The sequence below is a fragment of the Achromobacter marplatensis genome (assembly GCF_049060505.1).
Lineage (GTDB): Bacteria > Pseudomonadota > Gammaproteobacteria > Burkholderiales > Burkholderiaceae_B > Achromobacter > Achromobacter marplatensis_A.
The window spans coordinates 142,606-165,568 of record NZ_JBMGRB010000012.1 but is presented as its reverse complement, the minus strand read 5'-3'; the positions used below and the strand labels follow the sequence as shown (position 1 = coordinate 165,568).

Annotated in this window: 17 protein-coding genes; 6 read left to right on the top strand and 11 right to left on the bottom strand. The window is 64.8% G+C overall.

Going from position 1 to position 22,963, the window contains the following annotated elements; translation table 11 throughout:
- Positions 1-160 precede the first annotated feature (160 nt).
- The 8 genes from ACI0FO_RS26200 to ACI0FO_RS26165 form a co-directional block, all read right to left on the bottom strand.
- Positions 161-1,453: an acyl-CoA thioesterase/BAAT N-terminal domain-containing protein gene (locus ACI0FO_RS26200; RefSeq protein WP_416031565.1), complete on the bottom strand. Its 1,293-nt coding sequence runs from the start codon at positions 1,451-1,453 to the stop codon at positions 161-163.
- Between the two features lie 9 nt (positions 1,454-1,462).
- Positions 1,463-2,449, bottom strand: coding sequence for a Bug family tripartite tricarboxylate transporter substrate binding protein (locus ACI0FO_RS26195; RefSeq protein ID WP_416031564.1), 987 nt, complete (start codon positions 2,447-2,449; stop codon positions 1,463-1,465).
- A gap of 127 nt (positions 2,450-2,576) precedes the next feature.
- A complete protein-coding gene (locus ACI0FO_RS26190) occupies positions 2,577-4,238 on the bottom strand; it encodes a TRAP transporter large permease (RefSeq protein WP_416031563.1) in 1,662 nt (553 codons plus the stop codon).
- 2 nt (positions 4,239-4,240) lie between these two features.
- Positions 4,241-4,903 (bottom strand): TRAP transporter small permease subunit, encoded by a 663-nt coding sequence (locus tag ACI0FO_RS26185; protein WP_416031562.1) that lies wholly within the window; start codon positions 4,901-4,903, stop codon positions 4,241-4,243.
- A gap of 125 nt (positions 4,904-5,028) precedes the next feature.
- Positions 5,029-6,120 carry a TRAP transporter substrate-binding protein gene (locus ACI0FO_RS26180; protein ID WP_416031561.1) on the bottom strand — a complete coding sequence of 364 codons (1,092 nt, stop codon included), beginning with the start codon at positions 6,118-6,120 and terminating at the stop codon, positions 5,029-5,031.
- 359 nt (positions 6,121-6,479) lie between these two features.
- Positions 6,480-7,037 (bottom strand): DUF1415 domain-containing protein, encoded by a 558-nt coding sequence (locus ACI0FO_RS26175; RefSeq protein WP_313463991.1) that lies wholly within the window; start codon positions 7,035-7,037, stop codon positions 6,480-6,482.
- The gene (locus tag ACI0FO_RS26170) at positions 7,034-8,503 is read right to left on the bottom strand and encodes a M20 family metallopeptidase (protein WP_416031560.1); all 1,470 of its coding nucleotides are present in this window, start codon (positions 8,501-8,503) and stop codon (positions 7,034-7,036) included. Before ACI0FO_RS26170 ends, ACI0FO_RS26175 begins: the two co-directional genes overlap by 4 nt.
- Positions 8,504-8,625: 122 nt before the next feature.
- Positions 8,626-9,543, bottom strand: a complete 918-nt coding sequence (locus tag ACI0FO_RS26165) for a LysR family transcriptional regulator (protein ID WP_416031559.1) — start codon at positions 9,541-9,543, stop codon at positions 8,626-8,628.
- Between the two features lie 129 nt (positions 9,544-9,672).
- Here ACI0FO_RS26165 and ACI0FO_RS26160 point away from each other — a divergent pair, with 129 nt between their 5' ends.
- Entirely contained in the window at positions 9,673-10,629 is a 957-nt protein-coding gene (locus ACI0FO_RS26160; protein ID WP_416031558.1) for an alpha/beta fold hydrolase, read from the top strand.
- A gap of 19 nt (positions 10,630-10,648) precedes the next feature.
- Positions 10,649-11,638: a Bug family tripartite tricarboxylate transporter substrate binding protein gene (locus ACI0FO_RS26155; RefSeq protein ID WP_416031557.1), complete on the top strand. Its 990-nt coding sequence runs from the start codon at positions 10,649-10,651 to the stop codon at positions 11,636-11,638.
- Positions 11,639-11,743: 105 nt separating this feature from the next.
- Here the strand turns inward: ACI0FO_RS26155 and ACI0FO_RS26150 are convergent, their stop codons facing one another.
- Positions 11,744-13,372 carry a methyl-accepting chemotaxis protein gene (locus tag ACI0FO_RS26150; RefSeq protein ID WP_416031556.1) on the bottom strand — a complete coding sequence of 543 codons (1,629 nt, stop codon included), beginning with the start codon at positions 13,370-13,372 and terminating at the stop codon, positions 11,744-11,746.
- A 221-nt stretch (positions 13,373-13,593) separates the two neighbouring features.
- On the opposite strand from ACI0FO_RS26150, the gene ACI0FO_RS26145 reads away from it, so the two are divergent.
- Positions 13,594-14,505: a LysR substrate-binding domain-containing protein gene (locus ACI0FO_RS26145; protein ID WP_416031555.1), complete on the top strand. Its 912-nt coding sequence runs from the start codon at positions 13,594-13,596 to the stop codon at positions 14,503-14,505.
- A gap of 106 nt (positions 14,506-14,611) precedes the next feature.
- Here ACI0FO_RS26145 and purL read toward each other — a convergent pair whose 3' ends face one another.
- A complete protein-coding gene (purL, locus tag ACI0FO_RS26140; protein WP_416031554.1) occupies positions 14,612-18,661 on the bottom strand; it encodes a phosphoribosylformylglycinamidine synthase in 4,050 nt (1,349 codons plus the stop codon).
- A gap of 353 nt (positions 18,662-19,014) precedes the next feature.
- On the opposite strand from purL, the gene ACI0FO_RS26135 reads away from it, so the two are divergent.
- The 3 genes from ACI0FO_RS26135 to ACI0FO_RS26125 all read left to right on the top strand — a co-directional run bounded on the left by ACI0FO_RS26135 (position 19,015) and on the right by ACI0FO_RS26125 (position 21,991).
- Entirely contained in the window at positions 19,015-19,554 is a 540-nt protein-coding gene (locus ACI0FO_RS26135) for a TRAP transporter small permease (RefSeq protein ID WP_416031553.1), read from the top strand.
- Positions 19,551-20,849 carry a TRAP transporter large permease gene (locus ACI0FO_RS26130; protein ID WP_105557743.1) on the top strand — a complete coding sequence of 433 codons (1,299 nt, stop codon included), beginning with the start codon at positions 19,551-19,553 and terminating at the stop codon, positions 20,847-20,849. Before ACI0FO_RS26135 ends, ACI0FO_RS26130 begins: the two co-directional genes overlap by 4 nt.
- 113 nt (positions 20,850-20,962) lie before the next feature.
- Complete coding sequence (locus tag ACI0FO_RS26125) at positions 20,963-21,991, top strand: DctP family TRAP transporter solute-binding subunit (protein ID WP_416031552.1); 1,029 nt, start codon at positions 20,963-20,965, stop codon at positions 21,989-21,991.
- A gap of 419 nt (positions 21,992-22,410) precedes the next feature.
- On the opposite strand, the gene greB is transcribed toward ACI0FO_RS26125, so the two are convergent.
- On the bottom strand, positions 22,411-22,959 hold the full coding sequence (gene greB, locus ACI0FO_RS26120; RefSeq protein WP_105557741.1) for a transcription elongation factor GreB: 549 nt from the start codon (positions 22,957-22,959) through the stop codon (positions 22,411-22,413).
- Positions 22,960-22,963: the final 4 nt, after the last annotated feature.

Below are 22,963 nucleotides of genomic sequence, written 5' to 3'. Positions count from 1 at the left end.
AAAAACGGCCATACCGTGATGCTAGAAGTGTTACCTATGTCTCCGAACACCTGTTACCCATGTCCCCGGTCCGTACACGCGCTGAGCTCCTGCGTTTTTGCCTGAAGCCGCTCGCGCTTCACCCATCCTACGACAGGGTGGCTGGCCTGCCGCCACCATCCTACGTGCCGGCTGCCCTGCCCAGAAACTCGAGCACGGCCAGATAAGACCCTTCGTTGCCGGCCGCATTCGCGGCTGGCGTGCCGCCGGCGTCCAGCAGCAGCCCCGACATCGCATGGGGCTTGCTGATCAAGGTGGCCGGCAGGTAGGGGTAATGCACGTGGTGCCCCGCCCCCATGCAGACATGATGAAACGTGGGCAGGCCGTGCGACTGGCGCTGCCGCATCACGATCTCGGAATAAGCGGTGCTGGGCCAGAAACCGTCGTCGGATGCGCTGACCAACATGACCGGACCGGGATAGTTTTCCACCGGGATGCGGGCGCGTTCGAACGCCGCGCTGTCGCGGGTGGCGCTTAAGAACGCATGTGTCTGGCGGTAGGGCGGCTCGGACGCGTAGGCGGCTTCCCAGTCGGCGCTGGCGTTGTCCTGCCACAGGTGCGGCAGCGGTTGGCCGCCCTGGGTCCAGACCTGGGCGTTGCGGCCGGTGCCCGGCGCGCCAGCGCTGACCACGCCATGCGTGACGGGCGACGGCACATAGGCGACGACCGCGCTGACCAGTTCGGGATAGTGCGACGCCACCAGCAGCGAGGTCTCGCCGCCCCGGCTGATGCCGGACAGCGCCACGAAGCCGTCGCGCGGCGCCAGTTCGGCGCGGGCCCACTGCAGCACGTGCTGGAAATATTCCAGGGGCATGTCGTTCAAGTACTTGGGCCGCCCTTCGTAGTTGAAGATGGCCAGGGCCAGGCACTGGAATCCCCGCGCGGCGAAAAGCGCGGCGCGCGGCGCGTTGACGCCCCCCGACGAACCGTTCATGTAGATCACCAACGGATGCGGTCCGGGGCCCGCCGGCGTGTAGAGCTCGCCCGACACCGTCATGCCGCCCACTTGTTCGCGCACCGAGCGGTGGGTCACACCCTCTTCCAGGAATTCCTGCACCAGCCGCGCAGAGGCGCTGCGCACGCCGTCGGTGGCCTCGATCTGGATGACCAGCGGTTCGGTGCGGTCGGGGGGAAAGACCACGCGGCTCATGTCTTCGCACACCATGGACCACACGATGCCCATGGCCGAGGGTTCGGCATAACTGCCCGAAACCGGGCTGTCGCGTCCCAGGTCCAGGCTGCCGTCGTGGCCAGCCACGAACACCGCTTGCGAACGCCATGGGGCGCCGCACATCTGCATGGTGGCGGTGACGGTGATGAAGGCATAGGGGGGAAAACCGTCGATGCGGACCTCGCGCGAGACGTCGATCAGGGCGAATTCGGGCGTAACAGTGATGCGGGCTTGTTCGATCACGGCGAGTCCTCAGGCTTTAAGGTCGGTCTTGGGCACGCCGTTGGCCTTGATGACCTGGGCCCACATGGCGGATTCGTCCGCGATCACTTTGTCCAGGTCGGCGGAGGACGTGAACTCCACGGCCACGCCTTGGTCGGCGAACTGCTGGATCAGACCGGGGTCCCGCGTGCCTTCGCGCACCGCGTTCTCCAGCACTTTCACCACCGCCGCGGGCATGGCGGCGGGGCCCGAGATCATCATGCGCGTGTATAGCTCGAAGCCATCCACGCCCGCCTCCTTCATGGTGGGCACGTCGGGCAGGCTGGACAGGCGCTTGTCGGCCGTTACGGCCAGCGCTAGCAGCTTGCCGGACTTGATGTTGGGCAGCGCCGACGTGGGGAAATCGAACGTGCTTTGCACCGTGCCCGCCATCAGGTCCAGCAGTGCGGGGCCGCTACCCTTATAGGGCACGTCCTGGAATTGGGTGCCGGTCTTGGACTGGAAATGCAGCAGCGCCAGATGGTTGATGACGCCCCGTCCGGCATGGGCGCAGGTCAGGTCGCCCGGTTTCTTCTTGGCCAGCGCGATGAATTCCTGCACGTTCTTCACGCCCAGCGCAGGGTGCACGATCAGCAGCATGGGCGACTTGCCCATGGACCCCAATTGCTTGAAGTCCGACTGCTGGTACGGCAGGTTGTTGTACAGCAAAGGGTTCAGGATCATGCCGTTGGTGCCCGCGAAGCCCAGCGTGTAGCCGTCCGGCTCGGCGCGCGCGACCGCCACCGTGGCAATAATGGCCTGACCGCCCGGGCGGTTCTCGACGACGACATTCTGCTTTAGCGTCTTGCTCATGCGCTCGGCCAGCGCGCGGGCGGCAATGTCCGTCAGGCCGCCAGGCGCAAAACCCACCAGCAGCCGCACGGGCCGCGTCGGGAAGGTGTTTTGGGCCCAGACGGGACGGGACATCAGGGGCAGCGCGGCAAGCGCGCCCAGGGCGTGGCGGCGGTTCATTCGCATACGGGTCTCCTGGCAGCGAAACGGTATGTTGTATGCAATTTGGTTTGCCCGCCATTTAGGGATATCCCGCGCAAAAAAAATGCCGGCAGCGCCGGCATTTCCTTGGCTCGTTTTTCAACGGCCTCTGCTACTTGAACCCGGCGGCCGGATCATCACTGCCATAGGTACTGGTGCCATACGAGGTATCCACCTCGATCTTCACCTTGCTGGCGTCGACCTCGGCGGCATCGCTCTTGTAGTGCATGACCAGGCCCGGGAACGCCATGACGGCGGCCACCATGGCCAACTGGATCACGATGAACGGGATCGAGCCGCGGTAGATCTGGCCCGTGGTCACGGGTTCGATCATCCTGCCGGTCACCTTGTCCTTATATCGGTCCTTGGGCGCCACCGATCTCAGGTAGAACAGCGCAAACCCAAATGGCGGGTGCATGAAGGATGTCTGCATGTTCACCGCCAGCAGGACGCCGAACCAGATCAGGTCGATGCCCAGCTTGTCCGCCACCGGGCCCAGCAGCGGCACGATGATGAAGGCCAGTTCGAAGAAGTCCAGGAAGAACGCCAGCACGAACGTCAGGATGCTGACGGCGATCAGGAAGCCCATTTCGCCACCCGGCAGGCTGACCAGCAGGTGTTCGACCCACAAGTCGCCGTTGACGCCGCGGAAAGTCAGGCCGAACACCGTGGAGCCCACCAGGATGAACACCACGAAGGTGGACAGCTTGGTGGTGGTGTCCATGGCCTGCTTCATCAGGTTCAGCGTCAGGCGGCCGCGGATCATGGCCATGACAATGGCGCCCACCGCCCCCATTGCGCCGCCCTCGGTCGGGGTAGCCACGCCGATGAAGATCGTGCCCAACACCAGGAAGATCAGGAACAACGGCGGGATCATCACGAACGTGACGCGCTCGGCCAGGGCCGAAAGCATGCCGATCTTGAAGACCTTATTGACGCCGGCAATGATGAAGGCGGTCAGCCCCCAGATCAGCAGCGACAGCACGATCTGCTCGTCCACCGGCGCCGTGTCGGCTTCGATGTACTGGCCGACAAAGTACGCCGACAGCGCCGAGATAATCATCAGCACCAGCAGCGAACGGCCGCCGCGCGTGCCGTTGCTTTCCCGGAACGAGCGCGCTTCCTCGGGCAATGCGGGCGCCGAATCCGGCTTCAGGTACGACTTGATGATGACGAACACCACATACGTGCCCGCCAACAGGAAGCCCGGCAGGATGGCGCCGCGATACATGTCGCCGATGGAGCGGCCCAGCTGGTCGGCCAGGATGATCAGGACCAGCGACGGCGGGATGATCTGCGACAAGGTGCCCGACGCGGCGATGATGCCGCTGGCCAGCCTGCGGTCATAGCCGTAGCGCAGCATGATGGGCAGCGAGATCAAGCCCATCGAGATCACCGACGCCGACACGACGCCGGTGGTGGCGGCCAGCATCGCGCCCACGAACACCACGGCGATCGCCAGGCCGCCGCGCACGGTGCCGAACAGTTGGCCGATGGTCTCCAGCAGGTCTTCGGCCATGCCTGATCGTTCAAGCACCAGCCCCATCAAGGTGAAAAATGGCACCGCCAGCAATGTGTCGTTGGAGATAATGCCGAAAATGCGTTGCGGCAAGGCCTGGAACAAGGCCGCGTTCAACAGTCCCAGCTCAATGCCGATCAGCGCGAAAAGGATGCCATTGGCCGCCAGCGCGAACGCGACGGGAAAGCCCATCAACAGGAACACCACCAGCGTGGCGAACATGATGGGGGCCATGTTTGCAGTCAGAAATTCCATGGTCAGCGTCCGTCCTGTCCGTTCTGGTCGCGGGCGCCGCCTGGGGCCTGCCCGCCTTGCGCCGCCAAGGCGCGTTCTTCGCGCAGCCGCGCTTCTTCCGCGATTTCCTGGGCCAACGCTTCCTCGGCCGAGATATCGGTGGCGCGCGCGCCCGGATCGGGGCACTTGCCCATCAAGAATCCGATGCACTTGATCAGGTGGGACAACCCCGCCAGCACCAGCAGCGCGAAGCCCACCGGGATCAGCAGTTTCACGGGCCAGCGCACCAGGCCGCCCGTGTTGGACGACTGCTCGTTGCTCACGAACGAATCGATGAACATCGGCCACGACAGATACGTGATTAGCAGGCAGGCGGGCATCAGGAAGAAGATGACGCCGAAGATGTCGATATAGATCTGCTTGCGGCGCGGCAGGCGCGAGGACAGCACATCCACGCGCACGTGCTCGTTCTTCAGCAGCGTGTATCCGGCGGCCAAGAGGAAGATGGCGCCGAACAGGTACCACTGCAATTCAAGCCATGCGTTGGAACTGATCTGGAACGTCTTGCGGACGACGGCATTGCCGGCACTGACCAGGACGACGACAAGCGTCAACCACGTCACGCACCGGCCGACCACCGTGTTGATCGCATCAATCAACCGGGATAGGGCTAATAGGGCATTCATGTCGGATATCCGGACCCGCGCGAGGGCATGGCGCGCGGTCAATGTGCAAATCGAAAGAGGAGAAAACCAGCAAGCGCGCGCGGATGCGGCACATCCGCGCGCGCCGGCACGATCAGGTCCGCCGCTTACTTGCGGTTGATCGTGCCCATGTAACTGTCGTAGCTGCCTTCGGCGACGCGGAACCAGGGCAGTTCGTTGTCGCGGAAGTTCTTCATGCTTTCGTAGACTTTCTTGAACACCGGGCTCTTGGCGCTCATTTCGTCATACAGCTTGACTGATTCCGCGAAGCACGCGTCCATGACGGGCTTGGGGAACGATTGCAGCTTGGCGCCCTGGGCGATCAGGCGGCGCAGCGCGGCCGGGTTCTCGGCGTCGTACTTGGCGATCATGTCGTTCGTCGCCGCGGCCGAAGCCTGTGCCAGGATGGCCTGGTATTGCTTGGGCAGCTTGTTGTAGGCGTCCTGATTGACGTACAGCGACACTTGCAGCGTGCCTTCCCACCAGCCCGGGTAGTAGTAGTGCGGGGCAACCTTGTTGAAGCCCAGCTTTTCGTCGTCATAGGGGCCGATCCATTCGGCCGCGTCGATGGTGCCCTTTTCCAGCGCCGGGTAGATATCGCCGCCGGCGATCTGCTGCGGCACGACGCCCAGACGCGACAGCACGGCGCCCGCGAAGGCGCTGACGCGGAACTTCAGACCCTTCAAGTCATCGACGGTCTTGATTTCCTTGCGGAACCAACCGCCCATTTGGGTGCCGGTATAACCGCAGGGGAAGTTGACGATGTTGTAGGCCTTGAAAACGTCGCGCAACAACGACAGCCCGTCGCCGTGGCGCATCCACGAATTCATCTGGCGCGTGTTCAGGCCAAACGGAACGGCGGCGTCGAAGCTCAGGACCGGGTCCTTGCCGTAGTAGTAGTACGACGCGCTGTGGCCGCATTCGATCGTGCCGTTCTGCACGCCGTCCAGCACTTGCAGCGCCGGGACGATTTCGCCAGCCGGGAACACGCGGATGGAGAACTTGCCGCCAGTCGCCTCGGACACGTACTTGGCGACGCTTTCGCCGCCCGAAAAGATGGCATCGGCGCTACGCGGAAAGCTGGACGCCAGGCGCCAGTTCAGCGTGGGGGCCTCTTGAGCGATGGCGGGCACCGCCAGGGTGGCGCCGCCTGCTGCGGCCCCCAAGGTGGCTTTCTTCAAAAACGAACGGCGTTGCATGCAAGTCTCCCAACTTTGGATAAAGTTTTGCTGGTCCCGGGGCGGTTTGGTGGAGCCCCTGGCGCGATCCAGTGGGTAACAAATGGTCGCGCTTTATGATTTTGGGGGCGATGCTATCGGCAAATTTATGCCGGGACGTAGCGGGAAAACCCTTGCCGTAAGTTTCGTGAAATCTTTCTCGCGGGTGTCGCTGGTATGACCAGCGCATGCCGGAAGCACCATCTGCTCTGCTTGGAAGGCCATATCAGCTGGCGTTCCGGGGGCCGGGTCGCCTGAATAAGCGGCCGCCCCTATATAACTAGAAAATATTTAGCACAGGGGCCGCCGGCGCCGGGCTAGCGGCGGCCCCCTTCCCGGCCTCAGGCCTTGGTCATCAACTTCTTCCAGCCTTCCAGACCCAGCTTGTTCATCGTTTCGATGTTCTTTTCGTAGATGTCAGAGGCGTCCGGGAAGGACTCCACCGCGCGGTCGATGCTGTCTTCGCGAAGCAGGTGCAGGATGGGATATGGCGACCGGTTCGTGTAGTTCTCGATATCGTCCGGCTGCGTCTCCGCAAACTGGAATTGCGGATGGAAGGTGGCCACCTGCAGCTCGCCCACCAGGCGCATGCGCTTGAGCAGGCGATCGGACAACTCTTCGAAATCGTTGAAATCCAGAAAGTCGTCCAGCGCGTCGGGAATGATCAGCAAGGTCGTGTCGACCTTTTCGGGGTCGGTCTCGGCCAGTAGCGCCAGCTCGTCCTGCAGGTCGGTCAACACCCCTTCGGCATCGGTGGCGTCGCTGACGGCAAAGCGGATTTGGTCTTTGACCTGAACCGCCTTGGCGAACGGACAGAGGTTCAGGCCGATCACGGCCTTGGTCAGCCAATCGCGGGTTTCGGCCACCACGTTGGCGTAAGCGTCGGAAGTGGAAATCATGCCGGCATCGCCGCCATGGTCTGGGCGACGGCGGCCGTCAGCTTCTTGCCGTAAGGCACGTGCAGGAATTCATTGGGACCGTGGGCGTTGGATTTGGGGCCCAACACGCCGCAGACCATGAACTGGGCCTTGGGGAAGCCCTTCTGCAGGATGCTCATCAGCGGAATCGTGCCGCCTTGGCCGATGTAGCCGCACGGCTGGCCATAGTACTGCTGCGACGCCGCGTCCAGGGCCTGGGTCAGCCACGGCACGGTGGCCGGCGCATTCCAGCCGGTGGCGGCGCCGTCGTTGGCCTTGAAGATCACCTTGGCGTTGTAGGGCGCGTCGGCTTCCAGCAATGCCTTGATTTCCTGCGAGGCGGCCACGGCGTCCACCAGCGGCGGCAGGCGCAGCGACAGCTTGAAGGCGGTACGCGGACGCAGCACGTTGCCGGCGCTGGACAGCGGCGGCAGGCCTTCCGCGCCGGTCACCGACAGAGTCGGGCGCCAAGTGCGATTCAGCAGGGCTTGCTCGGGCTCGGTCGTCATCGGCAGCACGAAGCCGCCTTCGGCGCCGCAGCTCCAGGGGAAACGGCGCCAGACTTCGTCGCCCAGGATGCGCGCGGTGGCGGAAACCTGTTCGATGCGTTCGGCGGGGATTTCGCAGTGCAGGCTTTGCGGCAGCAGACGGCCGGTGCCGCTGTCTTCCAGGCGGTCCAGCAGATGGCGCAGGATGCGGAACGACGACGGCACGACGCCGCTGGAGTCGCCCGAGTGCACGCCTTCGTCCAGCACCTGGACTTCCAGCGTGCCGGACACCATGCCGCGCAGCGACGTCGTCATCCACAGCTGGTCGTAGTTGCCGGCGCCAGAATCCAGGCACACCACCAGCGCCACGTTGCCCAGGCGGTCGCGCAGCGCGTCCACATAGGGCAGCAGGTCGTAGCTGCCGGATTCTTCACAGGTCTCGACAATGCCCACGCAACGCGGGCGGGGAATGCCCTGCTTGTCCAGCGCCATGATGGCCGTCAGCGAGGCATATACGGCATAGCCGTCATCCGCGCCGCCGCGGCCGTACAGCTTGCCGTCTTCGTACTTGGGGGTCCACGGGCCCAGGCCGGCGCGCCAGCCCGAGAATTCCGGCTGCTTGTCCAGGTGGCCATACAGCAGCACGGTGTCGCCGTTGTCGCTGCGGGTGGCGGGCGCATCAAAGAAGATGACGGGCGTGCGGCCCGGCAGACGCACCACTTCCAGCACCAGGCCTGACACCTTCTGCGCTTCGACCCACTGCGCCGCATCGCGCACCACGCGTTCAATGAACGCGTTCTTTTCCCAGTCGGCATCAAACGCCGGGCTCTTGGCCGGCACGGCGATGTAGTCGGTCAGGGCGGGGATGATCTCGTTGTCCCATTTGTCGTCGACAAATTCCTGGAGGGCTTTCGGGTCCAGGGTGGGCGGCAATGCGTCTTCGGGGATACGTGCGTTCATGGCGCGGGATCCTGTATGTGCGTGGTCGGGCGGGGATGGGGTAATCGGGCATTTTATGCCTGCGCGGGCCCGCTGGCACCTTTTGTCCCCGTTTGACGTTCTCGAAAGCGAATTCGGTGTCGTTATCTGGCGGCGTAGGCCTCGATCCGGCTCCATACCTGGCGGGCCAGCGGCTTGGCGTTGTCGACCGACTGGTACAGCCGGATCTCCATATGGATGTCGTTGCGGGCGCTGTCGGCACGCACCAGCGCGCCCGTTCGCAAGTCGGCTTCGATCAGCGTGTGCGGCAGCCAGGCCAGGCCGAAGCCCTGACGCGCCATCGCGTGCAAGGCATCGGCCAAATCCGATTCATACATGGTCTGCAGCAGCGGCACCACGCAAAGCCCGCGCAGGCGGTCATGCAGGATGCGGCCCAGCGACATGCTGTCGGCATAAGCCAGGAACGGCACGGCCGGGTCCGAGGCCAGCTTGGGCACGGCATGGCGTGGATGGCGTCCGCCTGGCGACACCGGCGCGCTGACGGCCACCAGCTTGTCGGCCCCGACGCGCCGGCACCGATACCCCGGGTTGTCGATTTTGGCGTAGAGCGGCTCGTGCGCGTGGCACAGCAAAAAGTCCACCTCGCCATCCGCCAGCATGTCCACGCCGTAGTTCAGCGTGGTGGTGATGACCTTCAACTGGAACGCCGGCATGCCCTGCTGCACGCTGGCCATCACGCCGGGCAGCACGGAATGCGCCAGGGTCTTGCCCGAGGCGATGGTGATCTTGCGGTTACGTTCCTGCTCGGGCTTTTGCAGCGCCTGGCGGGTGTCGCGCAGGATATCCAGCACGTCGATGGCGGCCGCCAGCATGCTGCGCCCGGCCGGGTTCAGGGTGGTGGCCTGATGGCCGCGCTCAACCAGCGCCACGCCTGCCCATTCCTCCAGCGCCTTGATGCGGCGCCCGAACGCCGGATGCGTCACGCTACGCGCCTCGGCCGCTTGGAACATGTTGCGCGACTTCGATAAGGCGACAAGGTCTTCCAGCCATTTGGTGTCCATATCTCTTCCAGAACGGGTGCGGCGTGGGGGTTCAACGCCTGTGCCGATCTGGCACAAGGGGTGCTCATTTTGCACAACCCAGATACATCTGGCAACTAACATCCCGGCGTCCCCTCTTTGGTTACGCCGATGTCCGACACCCCTGTCCTGCTCAAATCCCTCCGCAGTCATTTCCTGGGCGGCAGCGAGGCCGTGGCCGGCGGCGTGCCGATGCTGCAGAAAAAGGTGGTGGACAACGCGTCGCCGCGATTGATCGACATGAACGGCGGCTACAGCGTCGGGCAGCTCTACGTGCAGGAATACCGGTTGGCGCAACCGCGCCATCCCTACCCGGTGTTGCTATGGCATGGCGGCGGCATGACGGGCGCGCAATGGGAAAGCACGCCCGACGGCCGCCAAGGCTGGCTGTGGCGCCTGCTGCAAGCGGGCTACGACGTGTTCGTGTCCGATGCGCCCGAACGTGGCCGCGCGTCGTGGGCGATGTACCCGCAGGTCTATGACAGCGCGCCCATCTTCCGCTCCAAGGAAGAGGCGTGGCGCCTGTTCCGCATCGGCCCGGCCTCGGGCTATGCGCCTGCCGGTGAACCGCGCCAAGCCTATCCGGGGCAGCAATTCCCCACCGAATCCTTCGACACCTTCGCCAAACAGTTCGTGCCGCGCTGGCTGACCCATGGCGACATGGCGCTGGACGCCTACCGGCAACTGCTGGAGCTGGCCGGTCCCTGCATCGTCTTCGGCCACAGCCAGGGTGGCGGTTTCGCCACGCTACTCGCCCAGGAATACACGGCCACCGTGCGTGCCGTCGTCGCGCTGGAGCCCACGGGCACCCCAGCCGCCCCGCCCTGCCACTTGCCACCGCATCTGCTGGTGTGGGGCGACCACTTTCAGGCGGACGACACCTGGCTGCGCTACCGCGGCCAGACGGATGCCTATTGGCGCGCGCTGCGCGCGGCCGGCGTTCGCACTCAGGTTCTGGACCTGCCCGCGGCCGGCATCCCCGGCAATTCCCATTTCTGCATGCTGGACCGCAATAGCGACCAGATCGCCGGATTGATCCTCGATTGGCTCGACCGCAGCCTCGACTAACCTTCACCTGGAGACACAGATGAACTTCAAGAAATCCACCCTCGCGCTGGCGCTGCTGACCGGCGCCACGCTGGCCGCCGGCGCCGCTTCGGCGCAACAAACCGCGGCCTACCCCTCCAAGCCCGTGCGCCTGATCGTGCCGTTCGCCCCGGGCGGCACCGCCGACATCATCGGCCGCGTCTTCGCCGCGCAACTAGGCACCGAACTGGGCGCCACCGTGGTGGTCGAGAACAAGGCCGGCGCGGGCGGTTCGATCGGCACCCGCTTCGTGGCCGACTCCGCCCCCGACGGCTACATCCTGCTGCTGGCCTCGTCCAGCACGCACGGCACCAACCCGGCCGTGTACAAGTCGCTGACCTATGACGCCACGCAGGACTTCACCGCGATCACGCAACTGGTAACCGTGCCGGGCGTGCTGAGCGTCACGAAGGACTTTCCGGCGGCCGACCTGAACGCGCTGATCGCAACGTCCAAGGCCAATCCCGACCGCTACACCTACGCCTCGTCGGGCGCGGGCGGCCTGGGCAACCTGGCCATGGAATTGATGAAGTCGATGACGGGCGCCAAGCTCATGCACATCGCGTACCGCGGCGCGGGCCCGGCGTTCACCGACGTCATCAGCGGCCAGGTCTCGATGATCTGGGAACCGCTGCCGGCATCGCTGCCCTACATCAAGGGCGGCCAGATCCGCCCCATCGCCATCGCCGCCGATACGCGTTCGCCCGAACTGCCCGACACGCCGACCTTCAAGGAAGCCGGCCTGGCGCGCTATGAGGCCAACGCCTGGAACGGCCTGCTGGCGCCCAAGGGCTTGCCGGAAGACGTGAAGAAGAAACTGCACGACGCCTCGGTCAAGGCGTTGAACGCCCCGGACGTGAAGGCCAAGATGGCCAGCCTGGGCGGCACGGTCGTGGCGGGTACCTCGGACGCGTTCCAGCAAGTGATTGCCAGCGACGTGAAGAAATGGAAGAACGTGGCCGCCGACGCCAAGATTCAACTGGACCAGTAAGCAGGACGAAGCGGAGTGACGCATGCCCCTGATCCGGACAGGGCGTGCTCCGCGGCCCCTGCGGCGATAAGACGGCCACCGGCAATGTGCCGATGGCCGTTGCCGTCAGGCGCCGATCAGCGCCGGTTCCTGGCCGCGTCCCAACGCGGGCGCATCGGCGTCGATCACCTGGCCGCCGGCTTGCAGCTTGAACACCGCCACGGCCTCGCGCAGCCGCTGCGCCTGCGTCTCGAGCGACGCCGCAGAGGCCGCGGCCTGCTCAACCAGCGCCGCGTTCTGCTGCGTCACGCTATCCATTTGCGACACGGCCTGATTCACCTGCTGGATGCCTTGCGACTGCTCTTCGGACGCGCTTGAGATCTCGTTGATGATGTCCGTCACGCGGCGCACCGACACGACGATCTCCTGCATGGTGGCGCCAGCGGCTTCCACCTGGTCCGATCCAATCGACACCTTCTGCACGGACTCGTCGATCAATCCCTTGATTTCCTTCGCCGCCTGACCGCTGCGTTGCGCCAGCGCGCGCACTTCGCTGGCCACCACGGCAAAGCCCTTGCCTTGCTCACCCGCGCGCGCCGCTTCCACCGCGGCGTTCAGCGCCAGGATGTTGGTCTGGAACGCGATGCCGTCGATCACGCCGACGATATCGGCAATGCGTTTGGAGCTGTCGGCGATGCCGCGCATCGTGCCGACCACGTCGCCCACCGCCCTGCCGCCACGCGTGGCCACTTCGGAGGCCGCCGTGGCCAATTGCGATGCGCTGCGCGAACTGTCCGCATTGTTCTTCACGGTGGACGACAGTTCGTCCATGCTGGCTGCGGTTTCCTCCAGCGAGGCCGCCTGCTGCTCGGTGCGGGAAGACAGGTCGATGTTGCCCGCCGCGATTTCGCGCGAACCGGTGTGGATCTCTTCCACGCCCAATCGCACGGCCGATACCGTGCGGGCCAGGCTGTCCTGCATGCGCTTGACCGCGGCATACAACACGCCGATCTCGTTGTTGCCACGCTGCTCGATGCGGTTGCTGAGGTCGCCCGCGGCGATGCGGTCGAACAAACGGCCGGCGTCGTGCATGGGACGGAACACCGAGCGCGCGAAAATCACGTACAGACTGACCACCAGCACGGCCACCACCGCCAGCAAACACACAAGCAGCACGATCGCCCCGTTGATGCGGGCGGACGTGTCGCGCGCCACGCGCTGGCCCACTTCGTCGGCATAGTCCACATACTTCTGGATGGCCTGCGTAAACGCGATGCCCAGCGGCGTGACCTTTTCAAGGTTCAACCGGCTGGCGTCCTGCGGCTTGCCGGCACGGATGGCGGCCACCATTGGCGTGATCGCATCGCGCTGGTAGACGTCGTAGGCAGCCAGCGCGGCGGTGAACAAGGGCTTGCCCTCGGCGGACGTCTCGGGCTGCTTGCGGGCGATATCGACCAGGTCGGACGCCTTTTTGGTGTAACCGTCCAGCCGCTGCATGCTGGCCATACTGTCGATGCTCTTGCCTTCCAGCAGCGCGCTTTGCGCCGCCAGCAGCACCAGGCGCGCGCGCAGCAATTCAGCAGCCGCCGAGTCCACGGCGTTGGCGCGGACCAGATTCGTGTCCAGCAGCAGCTCAATGGACGTGCGGTTAGACGTCAGTTGCTGATACACGGCGACGCCGGTTACCAGGAAGAGCGCAAAGAAGACGCCCAGGGCGGACGTGAGGATTGCTCGGATACTTAAATTCTTGAACATGAAAGGCCACTCCGGAGTTGCATAACGCTTGTCCGGTTAACGGCGCAATGCAATGAAAAGTTAAATATCTCATTGGGTTACATCGCTTTGACATCGGTCAACCGCTGCCCGTCCGAGGGTTGCCGCGCATGGGTTAATGAACTACGGTCGTTCACCCCATAACCGCCCGCGTGGGGCCCGGCCAGAACAGGCGTACCCAGTCATAACGGGGAGACATCAATATGAAGCTGCAGCAGATATTCGATTTTCTTGCCGTCACGCAACACGGCAGCGTGCATGCGGCGGCCCGCGCCACCGGACAGACACAGCCCGCCATGACAAAATCCCTGCGCCGGCTGGAAAGCACGCTGGGATTGCCGCTATTCGACCGCCACGCCAAAGGCATGCGGCCCAACGACTACGGCAAGCGCTTTCTGCCGCACGCGCAGCACCTGGTGCACGAGACCAAACGCGCCCGGGACACCATGGCGCAACTGCGCGGCGATCGCAGCGGCAAGGTGCAATACGGCATTTCCGCAGTGGCTTCCATGCTGCTGGCGCCTGCGGCGATCCACCGATTCCGTCTGATTTATCCCAATGTGGAACTCAGCAGCCGCAGCGGCCTTTGTCATACGCTGACGCCGCTGCTGCGGGACGGGCTGCTGGACTTCGCCATCTGCCCGCTTGGCCACGACGACCCGCCTGACGCGCAGCTAATGGCGCGCACGCTGATGAACAGCCCGATGGCCGTCGCCGCGCGCCGCGGCCATCCCATGCGGCATGCGCGGTCCCTGAAGGCGTTGCGGGACGTGGTCTACGCGGTGGCCGGTCCGCCCGGCCAGCCTGGCGCATCCATATATCAGGTATTCGAGCAGGCGCAGTTGGGCCCGCCCCGCGTGGACATGCATACGGACGGACTGATCGACGCCGCCGCGCTCGTCGCCAACAGCGACCGCATGGCGTTGCTGCCCACGGCGCTGATCACGACGGGATTGTTGCGCGAGCAACTGGACATCGTGCCGGTCGAAGAGCCGCTGCCCGCCTATGTGGTCAGCTTGCTTCAACGCGCCGGACAACCTCTGACGCCCGCGGCGGAGGAACTCGCCACGCAGTTCGCCGGCCAGGCATCGTCCCTGCACGGCGCCCTGCCCTGATCCAGGCGCATCCCAGGCACACGCCAATCGCGACGATAAAAAAACGGGCCGAAGCCCGTTTTCTGCCTGGCCCGGTTAGCGGGCCAGGAGTGGTCGCAGCCAGGCCTTACTTCAGCCAAGCGCGCGCGTTGCGGAAAATGCGCATCCACGGGCTGTATGCGCCGCCCTTGTCGGCGTTGCCCCATGTCTCGGGCGCCCACGACATCATGACGTTGCGGGTCACGCGTTCCGGGTGCGGCATCATCACCGTGAAGCGGCCGTCGGCCGTCGTGACAGACGTGAGGCCGCCCGGGCTGCCGTTCGGGTTGAACGGGTAGGCTTCGGTGGCTTGGCCACGGTTGTCGATGTAGCGCGCGGCAGTCAGCACACGGCTGGCGTCGCCTTGCTGTGAGAAATCGGCAAAGCCTTCGCCGTGGGCCACGGCAACCGGAATGCGGGCGCCTTCCATGCCGGCGAAGAAGATGGACGGCGACTTGGCCAGTTCCACCATCGACAGGCGCGCTTCGTACTTTTCCGACTGGTTGCGCGTGAAGCGCGGCCAGTGTTCGGCGCCCGGAATCATGGGGGCCAACGCCGCCATCATCTGGCAGCCGTTGCACACGCCCAGCGCGAACGTATCCGGACGCGCGAAGTACGCGGCGAATTGGTCCGACAACTGGCTGTTGAAGCGAATGGTCCGTGCCCAGCCTTCGCCGGCGCCCAGCACGTCGCCGTAGCTGAAACCGCCCACGGCCACCAGGCCTTGCATCTGCGCCAGATCCACGCGGCCGGCCAGCAGGTCGGTCATGTGGACGTCGATGGCTTCGAAGCCCGAGGTGTCGAACGCCCAGGCCATTTCAACCTGGCTGTTGCAACCCTGCTCGCGCAGGATGGCCACGCGCGGACGCTTGCCGGTGTTGATGAAGGGCGCCGCGATGTCTTCTTGCGGGTCGAACGACACGTTCGGGCTCATGCCCGGGTCGGTCGTATCGTTCCAGACGTCCAGTTCGGCTTGGGCGCAGGCCGGGTTGTCGCGGCGCGCCATGATGCGGTAGGACACTTCGCTCCAGGCGCGGCCCAGGTCAGCACGCGGATGGCCCCAGACCTTCTTGCCGTCGCGGTAGAACTCGACTTCGTCGGCGCCGTTCAGGCCGCCGATGACGTGCGAGTGGGCCGACAGGCCCGCGCCGCGCAGCACTTGCATGACGGCGTCGCGCTGCGATGCCGGCACCTGGATGACGGCGCCGGCTTCTTCCGAGAACAGCGCCTTCAGCGTCAGTTCTTCGCGCTGCACCTTTACCTGGTCCGGGCGGATCTTGTAGTCGCCCCAATCCGCCGATTGCGGATCGAAGGTCAGCATGTCCAGGTTCACGGAAATACCAGTGCGGCCGGCGAAGGCCATTTCGGTCAGCGTGGCGAACAGGCCGCCGTCGGAACGGTCGTGATAGGCCAGGATGGTGCCGGCTTCGGCCAGCGTGCGGATCGTGATGAAGAACGCGCGCAGGTCTTGCGGCGCGTCGATGTCCGGCACGGTTTCGCCGATTTGGTTGTACGTCTGCGCCAGGATCGAGCCGCCCATGCGGTGGCGGCCACGGCCCAGGTCGATCAGGATCAGCACGCTGTCGCCGGCGTCGGTACGCAGTTGCGGGGTCAGGCTGGCGCGCACGTCGGCCACCGGCGCGAACGCCGTGACCACCAACGACACGGGCGCGACCACCTGGCGCTGCTCGCCGTCCTGTTCCCAGGACGTTTTCATGGACAGGGAATCCTTGCCCACGGGGATGGACAGGCCGGTGGCCTGGCACAGTTCGCTGACGGCGGACACGGTGTCATACAGCGCAGCGTCTTGGCCGTCCACGCCGCAAGCCGCCATCCAGTTGGCGGACAGCTTGATGTCTTCCAGGCGCGCCACGTCGGCGGCGGCCAGGTTGGTCAGGGCTTCGGCCACGGCCATGCGGCCGGAAGCCGGGGCGTCCAGCATGGCGATGGGGGTGCGTTCGCCCATCGACATGGCTTCGCCACGGAAGCCTTCGTAGTCGGCCAGGGTGACGGCGCAATCCGCCACCGGCACTTGCCAGGGGCCGACCATCTGGTCGCGGCTGGACAGCCCGCCCACGGTGCGGTCGCCGATGGTGATCAGGAACGACTTGTTGGCCACGGTGGGGTGGCGCAGCACGCGGTAGGCGGCTTCGGTCAGGTCGATGCCGGCCAGGTCCAGCGGCGCGGACACGCCCGGCAGACGGCGCACGTCGCGGGTCATGCGCGGCGGCTTGCCCAGGATCACGTCGATCGGCACGTCAACGGGGCGCACTTCGGCCTCGCCTTGCGGGCGGATCGTGTCCAGGCCGGGCAGGCCCTCGCCGTCCACCACGCGCAGTTGGCGCTCTTCGGTGGCCACGCCCACGACCGCATACGGGCAGCGTTCGCGGCGCGCGATGGCGTCAAAGCGTTCCAGGTCTTTGGGCAGGATCGACAGGACATAGCGTTCCTGCGATTCATTGCTCCAGATTTCAGCCGGCGACAGGCCGGACTCTTCAAGCGGCACGCGTTTCAGATCGAAGATGGCGCCGCGGCCAGCGTCGTTGACCAATTCCGGGAAGGCATTGGACAAGCCGCCCGCGCCTACGTCGTGGATCGCGATGATGGGGTTGTTTTCGGCCTGCTGCCAGCAGCGGTCGATGACTTCCTGGGCACGGCGTTCGATTTCCGGGTTGCCGCGCTGGACGGAATCAAAGTCCAGTTCGGCCGAGTTGCTGCCCATGCTGATGCTGGACGCGGCGCCGCCGCCCATGCCGATACGGAAGCCCGGGCCGCCCAGCTGAATCAACAGCGCGCCGGGGGGGATCACGTCTTTGTGGGTCAGGCCGGCGTCGATGCTGCCCAGGCCGCCCGCGATCATGATGGGCTTGTGGTAGCCCCAGCGCGTGCCGCCTGCCGTCTGCTCGAACGAGCGGAAGTAGCCCAGCAGGTTGGGACGGCCGAATTCGTTGTTGAACGCGGCGCCGCCAATGGGGCCGTCGATCATGATGGACAGCGGCGAGGCGATGCGCTCGGGCAGGCCGTGGTGGTCGGCTTCCCAGGGTTGCAGCGCGTCGTCGAAACGCAGGTGCGACACGGTGAAGCCCGTCAGGCCGGCCTTGGGCTTGGAGCCGCGGCCGGTGGCGCCTTCGTCGCGGATTTCGCCGCCCGCGCCGGTGGATGCGCCCGGGAATGGGGCGATCGCGGTCGGGTGGTTGTGGGTTTCCACCTTCATCAAGGTGTGCACGGTGGTGTCGCGGCGAATGTACTTGGCGCCGTCGGCGCCCTGCCCCGTGACGCCGGGCACCCCGGCCTGGAAGCGCTGCGCGGGGCCGCCTGCCATGATGGCGGCGTTGTCCGAATACGCCACGACCGTGCCTTCCGGCTGCGCCTTGTGCGTGGCGCGGATCATGCCGAACAGCGTATTGGGCTGTTCCTGGCCGTCGATCACCCATTCGGCGTTGAAGATCTTGTGGCGGCAGTGTTCGCTGTTGGCCTGGGCGAACATCATCAGTTCCACGTCGGTGGGGTCGCGCCCCAGGTCCGTGAACGACTTGGCCAGGTATTCGATTTCGTCTTCGGACAGGGCCAGGCCCAGCGACACGTTGGCTTCGGCCAGCGCCTTGACGCCGTCAGCCTGCACGCCCACGGTGCGCATCGGCTTGCCCGCCAGCGCCTGGAACAGCGCCTGGCCGTCAAAGCTGGCGTCGACCACGGTTTCGGTCATGCGGTCGTGCAGGCAATCCGCCGCGCGCGCCAGCATGGCGTCGTCGAAAGACTTGGTGCCCAGCAGGCCGCGTTCCGGGGTGATCACGTAGCGCACGCCGCGTTCGATGCGGTGCACCGACGACAAGCCGCAGTTGTGGGCGATGTCGGTGGCCTTGCTGGCCCACGGGGAAATGGTGCCCAGGCGCGGAATGACCAGCAGCGACAGGCTCTTGGCGGGCGTTTCAGCCGTGCCGGGCGTGCCGTAATCCAGCAGTTGGGTCAGGTGTTGCTGCTGTTCGGCCGTCAGGGCAGCGTCGGTGCTAACGAAGTGCTCGTAACGGGCGGAGATGTCGGCCACCGGCAGGCCGGCTTCCTTCAGTTGCGCAAGAAGGCGATCACGACGAAAGGAGGACAGGACGGAGGAACCAGGCAGATGCTGAACTAGGGACACGATGCGGGCGCCGTATAAGGATGGGTGCAAAAAGTGATTTTACCTGTTTAGGGGGTTTTCCCGGAGCGCTTGTTCAAGAAGCGTCCGAACCCCCTGTTTTCCCCATTGTTACAAAAGAATTCTGGCTGCCGCGCACTGGAATGGTGCGCGGCAATATCCGAATAAAGACGCGTCGTGGGCGCGGTTTATCCGAAGCGGCGGCACCCTAGGCGCTGTCCCTTGCTGCGACGCAGCATGTTGTTGCCGCCCCGCACCACGGGAAAACACGAACTATCGCGTCCGCAGGGCAACGGTAGGATGCAGCGACTTATTCATAGAACGCGCGTTAAGCGCCGAAGCCGTCGCCTCACCCCATGTCCCGCCCCGAAGCCCCCGTCGAGCCTGTCGAACCGATCATCCCCGTTGAAGCAGATCCCGCCGTAAAGGTGCCCCTGGCCATCGAAGACTGGCTGGCCGTGATCCTGCTGGCCACGCTGGCCCTGATCACCTTCATGAATGTGCTGGTGCGCTATTTCACCGACCAGTCTTTCGCCTGGACCGAAGAGATTTCGGTATTCCTCTTGATTGTGCTGACCATGGCGGGCGGCAGCGTGGCGTTTGTTCGCAACCACCATATCCGCATCGAGATCCTGGCCGACAACGGTTCGCCGCGCCGCCAGCGCATCATGGCGCTGATTTCGAACAGCTGCGTGCTGGCGTTCTTCCTGCTGCTGACCGTGCTGTCGGTAAAGCTGGTGTCGGACGAATTCATCTATGAAGAGACGTCCCCGGCGATCGGCGTGCCAACCTGGTGGTATTCGATCTGGCTGCCCGTGATGGCCGCGGCGATCTCGCTGCGCACCGTCGGCATCATTCGACGCATCGCGCGCGGCGCCCGGAACGACGTCAAATGATCGCCACCATCCTCTTCGTCGTCTTCATCGTCCTGATGCTGATCGGGGTGCCGGTTGGCGTGGCGCTGGGCATTGGCGGCACCGTCGCCATCGTGCTGTCAAACCTGGACACCCCCTGGTATGGCCTGTTGACCGTGCCGCAGAACTTCTACGCCGGCCTGGCCAAGTATCCGCTGCTTGCCATTCCGATGTTCGTGCTGGTCGGCTCCATTTTCGACCGGTCTGGCGTGGCCAAGCGGCTGGTGGACTTCGCCATCGCCATCGTCGGCCGCGGTCCGGGCATGCTGCCGCTGGTGTCCATCGCGGTGGCCATGTTCCTGGGCGGCATTTCGGGCTCGGGTCCGGCTTGCGCGGCAGCCGTGGGCGCGGTGATGATCACGGCCATGTCGCGCGCGGGCTACCCCGGTTCGTTCTCGGCCTCGGTCGTGGCTGCGGGCGCCGCCACCGACATCCTGATCCCGCCGTCGGTCGCCTTCATTATCTATTCGGTGCTGGTGCCGGGCGCCTCGGTGCCCGCGCTGTTCGCCGCAGGCATGATTCCCGGCATCATGGCGGGCCTGGCCCTGATCGTCCCTGCCGTCTGGCTGTCGCGCAAATACAAAATGGGCGCGCTGGAAGCGCACTTGCCGCGCCCGCCCTTCTGGGCAAGCCTGCGCGAAGCGTCTTGGGGCCTTGCCGCCCCCGTGCTGATCCTGGGCGGCATGCGCTTGGGTTGGTTCACGCCCACCGAGGCGGCCGTCGTGGCCGTGTTCTACGGCTTGTTCGTCGGCGGCTTCATCCATCGCACCATCAAGTTCCGCGACCTGTACACCATCCTGCGCGAAGCCGCGGAGCTATCCGCCGTCATCATGCTGGTGGTGACCCTGGCCGGCATCTTTGCCTGGGCCCTGTCCACGCTTAGCGTGATTGATCCAATCACCAATGCCATCGTCAATTCCGGCCTGGGCGAATGGGGCGTGCTGTCGCTGCTGATCCTGCTGCTGATGACGGTGGGCATGTTCCTGGACGGTATTTCCATTTTCCTGATCTTCGTGCCGCTGCTGATGCCGATCGCCAATGCCTATGGGTGGGATCCCGTGTGGTTCGGCGTGATTCTGACGCTGAAGGTGGCGCTAGGCCAGTTCACGCCACCGCTTGCCGTGAACCTGATGGTGTCGTGCCGCATCGCACGCGTGCCGATGGAGTCCACGGTGCGCTGGGTGGTGTGGCTGCTGGGCGCAATGTTCCTGGTTTTGGTGGCGGTGCTGGTGTTCCCGCAGCTGGCGCTGTGGCTGCCGCATAAATTGGGCTATTGACGCTGGGTTATTGATGCCGGGTTATTGACGCTGCTGGGCTATTGCAGCGGGGTTATTGAAGTGCTGGATCTCAAGACAACAACAGACACACTCGCAGAGAGAGGAGACATCGCATGAACTTCCGCAACCTGATCGGCGCCGCGCTGTGCGCCGCCGCCGTGGTCGGCACGGCGCCTGCCATCGCGCAGAACTACAAGCCCGAATACAAGCTGTCCATCGTCGTGGGCACCACCTTCCCGTGGGGCCAGGGCGCCGAAATTTGGTCCAACCTGGTGCGCGAACGCACCCAGGGCCGGATCAATATCAAGGTGTACCCCGGCACGTCGTTGGTCCAGGGCGACCAAACCCGCGAATTCACCGCCATCCGCCAAGGCGTGATCGACATGGCGGTGGGTTCCACCATCAACTGGTCGCCGCAGGTCAAGCAACTGAACCTGTTTTCCCTGCCCTTCCTGATGCCCGACTACGCCGCCATCGACGCGCTGGTGCAAGGCGACGTGGGCCGCGAAATGTTCAAGCTGATCGAAAAGGCCGGCGTGGTGCCGCTGGCCTGGGGCGAAAACGGCTATCGCCAGCTTAGCAACTCCAAGCGCGACATCAAGAAGCCCGAAGACATGAAGGGCATGAAGCTGCGCGTGGTGGGTTCGCCGCTGTACATCGACACGTTCACGGCGCTGGGCGCCAACCCTACGCAGATGAGCTGGGCCGATGCGCAGCCGGCGCTGGCCAGCGGCGCGGTGGACGGCCAGGAGAATCCCCTGTCCATCTACACGGGTTCCAAGCTGTACACCGTGGGCCAGAAGTACCTGACGTTGTGGAACTACGTGGCCGACCCGCTGATCTTCGTGGTCAACCGCGAGGTCTGGAATTCGTGGTCGGAAAAAGACCGCGACATCGTGCGCCAGGCCGCGCTTGACGCCGGCAAACAGCAGATTGTGATCGCACGCAAGGGCGTGACGCCGGAAGACCCGTCGCTGTTGAAAGAAATTGCCGGCCATGGCGTCACCGTGACGTCGCTGTCGAAAGCCGAGCACGACGCCTTCGCCAAGGTCACCCAGCCCGTCTACGACAAGTGGAAGAAGCAGATCGGCGAAGACCTGGTCAACATGGCCGAAAAGTCGATTGCGGCGCGCAAGAAATAAGCGGCGCGGATCAGTGGAATTGAATTAGCAGCAAGCCCCAGGGGAACGGCGGCGAAAGCCGCCACAGACCGAGGCAGGGACGTCAGAGCCCTCCCAACCAAACAGGCGCCAGCCACAAGCTGGCGCCTGTTTCCTTTTGGGCGAGGGATGTGCGCAATGGCGGCCTGCGCGACGTAGGATGGGTGGAGCGCGAGAGGTTCTGCACAAGAATGCCAACGCCCAGCGCGCGTAACCCATCAGGCAACGACTGCGTGGTCGCTAGATCACGGAAGAAATGCAGCGCCTTCTGATGGGTTGCGCGCGTTGATGCACTTGCGCGATATTGGCCACCTTCTCGCGCTCCACCCATCCTACAAGTTGAAGGGTGCCGTCACAGACCGCGGGACACGGATCGGGGGAAGCCGATCGGGGTTCGTGACCTACGGGTAGCGGACTTCCAGGATATCCAGCTCTTCGATTCCGCCCGGCGTGCGCAGCACGACGGTGTCGCCTTCGCGGGCCTTGATCAGTGCGCGTGCCACCGGGGAAATCCAGCTGATCTTGCCGGCCAGCGGTTCGGCCTCGTCCACGCCCACGATGGTGACGGTGTGCGCTTCGCCGGCCTTGTCCGAGTACGACACGGTGGCGCCGAAGAACACCTGGTCGCGGTTGGGCTGCGCGGCGGGGTCGACCACTTCGGCAATGTCCAGCCGCTTGGTCAGGAAGCGCATACGACGATCGATCTCGCGCAGGCGCTTCTTGCCGTACAGGTAGTCGCCGTTTTCGGAGCGGTCACCGTTGGACGCCGCCCAGGACACGACTTGCACGACCGACGGGCGCTCGACATTCATCAGGTGCGTCAGTTCGCCGCGAAGGCGCTCATAGCCTTCCGGGGTCATGTAGTTCTTGGTGCCCGCCGGCAACGCCTGGGTTTGCGGCAGATCGTCGTCGTCCTCGTTGTCGGACTCTTTAACAAAGGCTTTGTTCATGGCG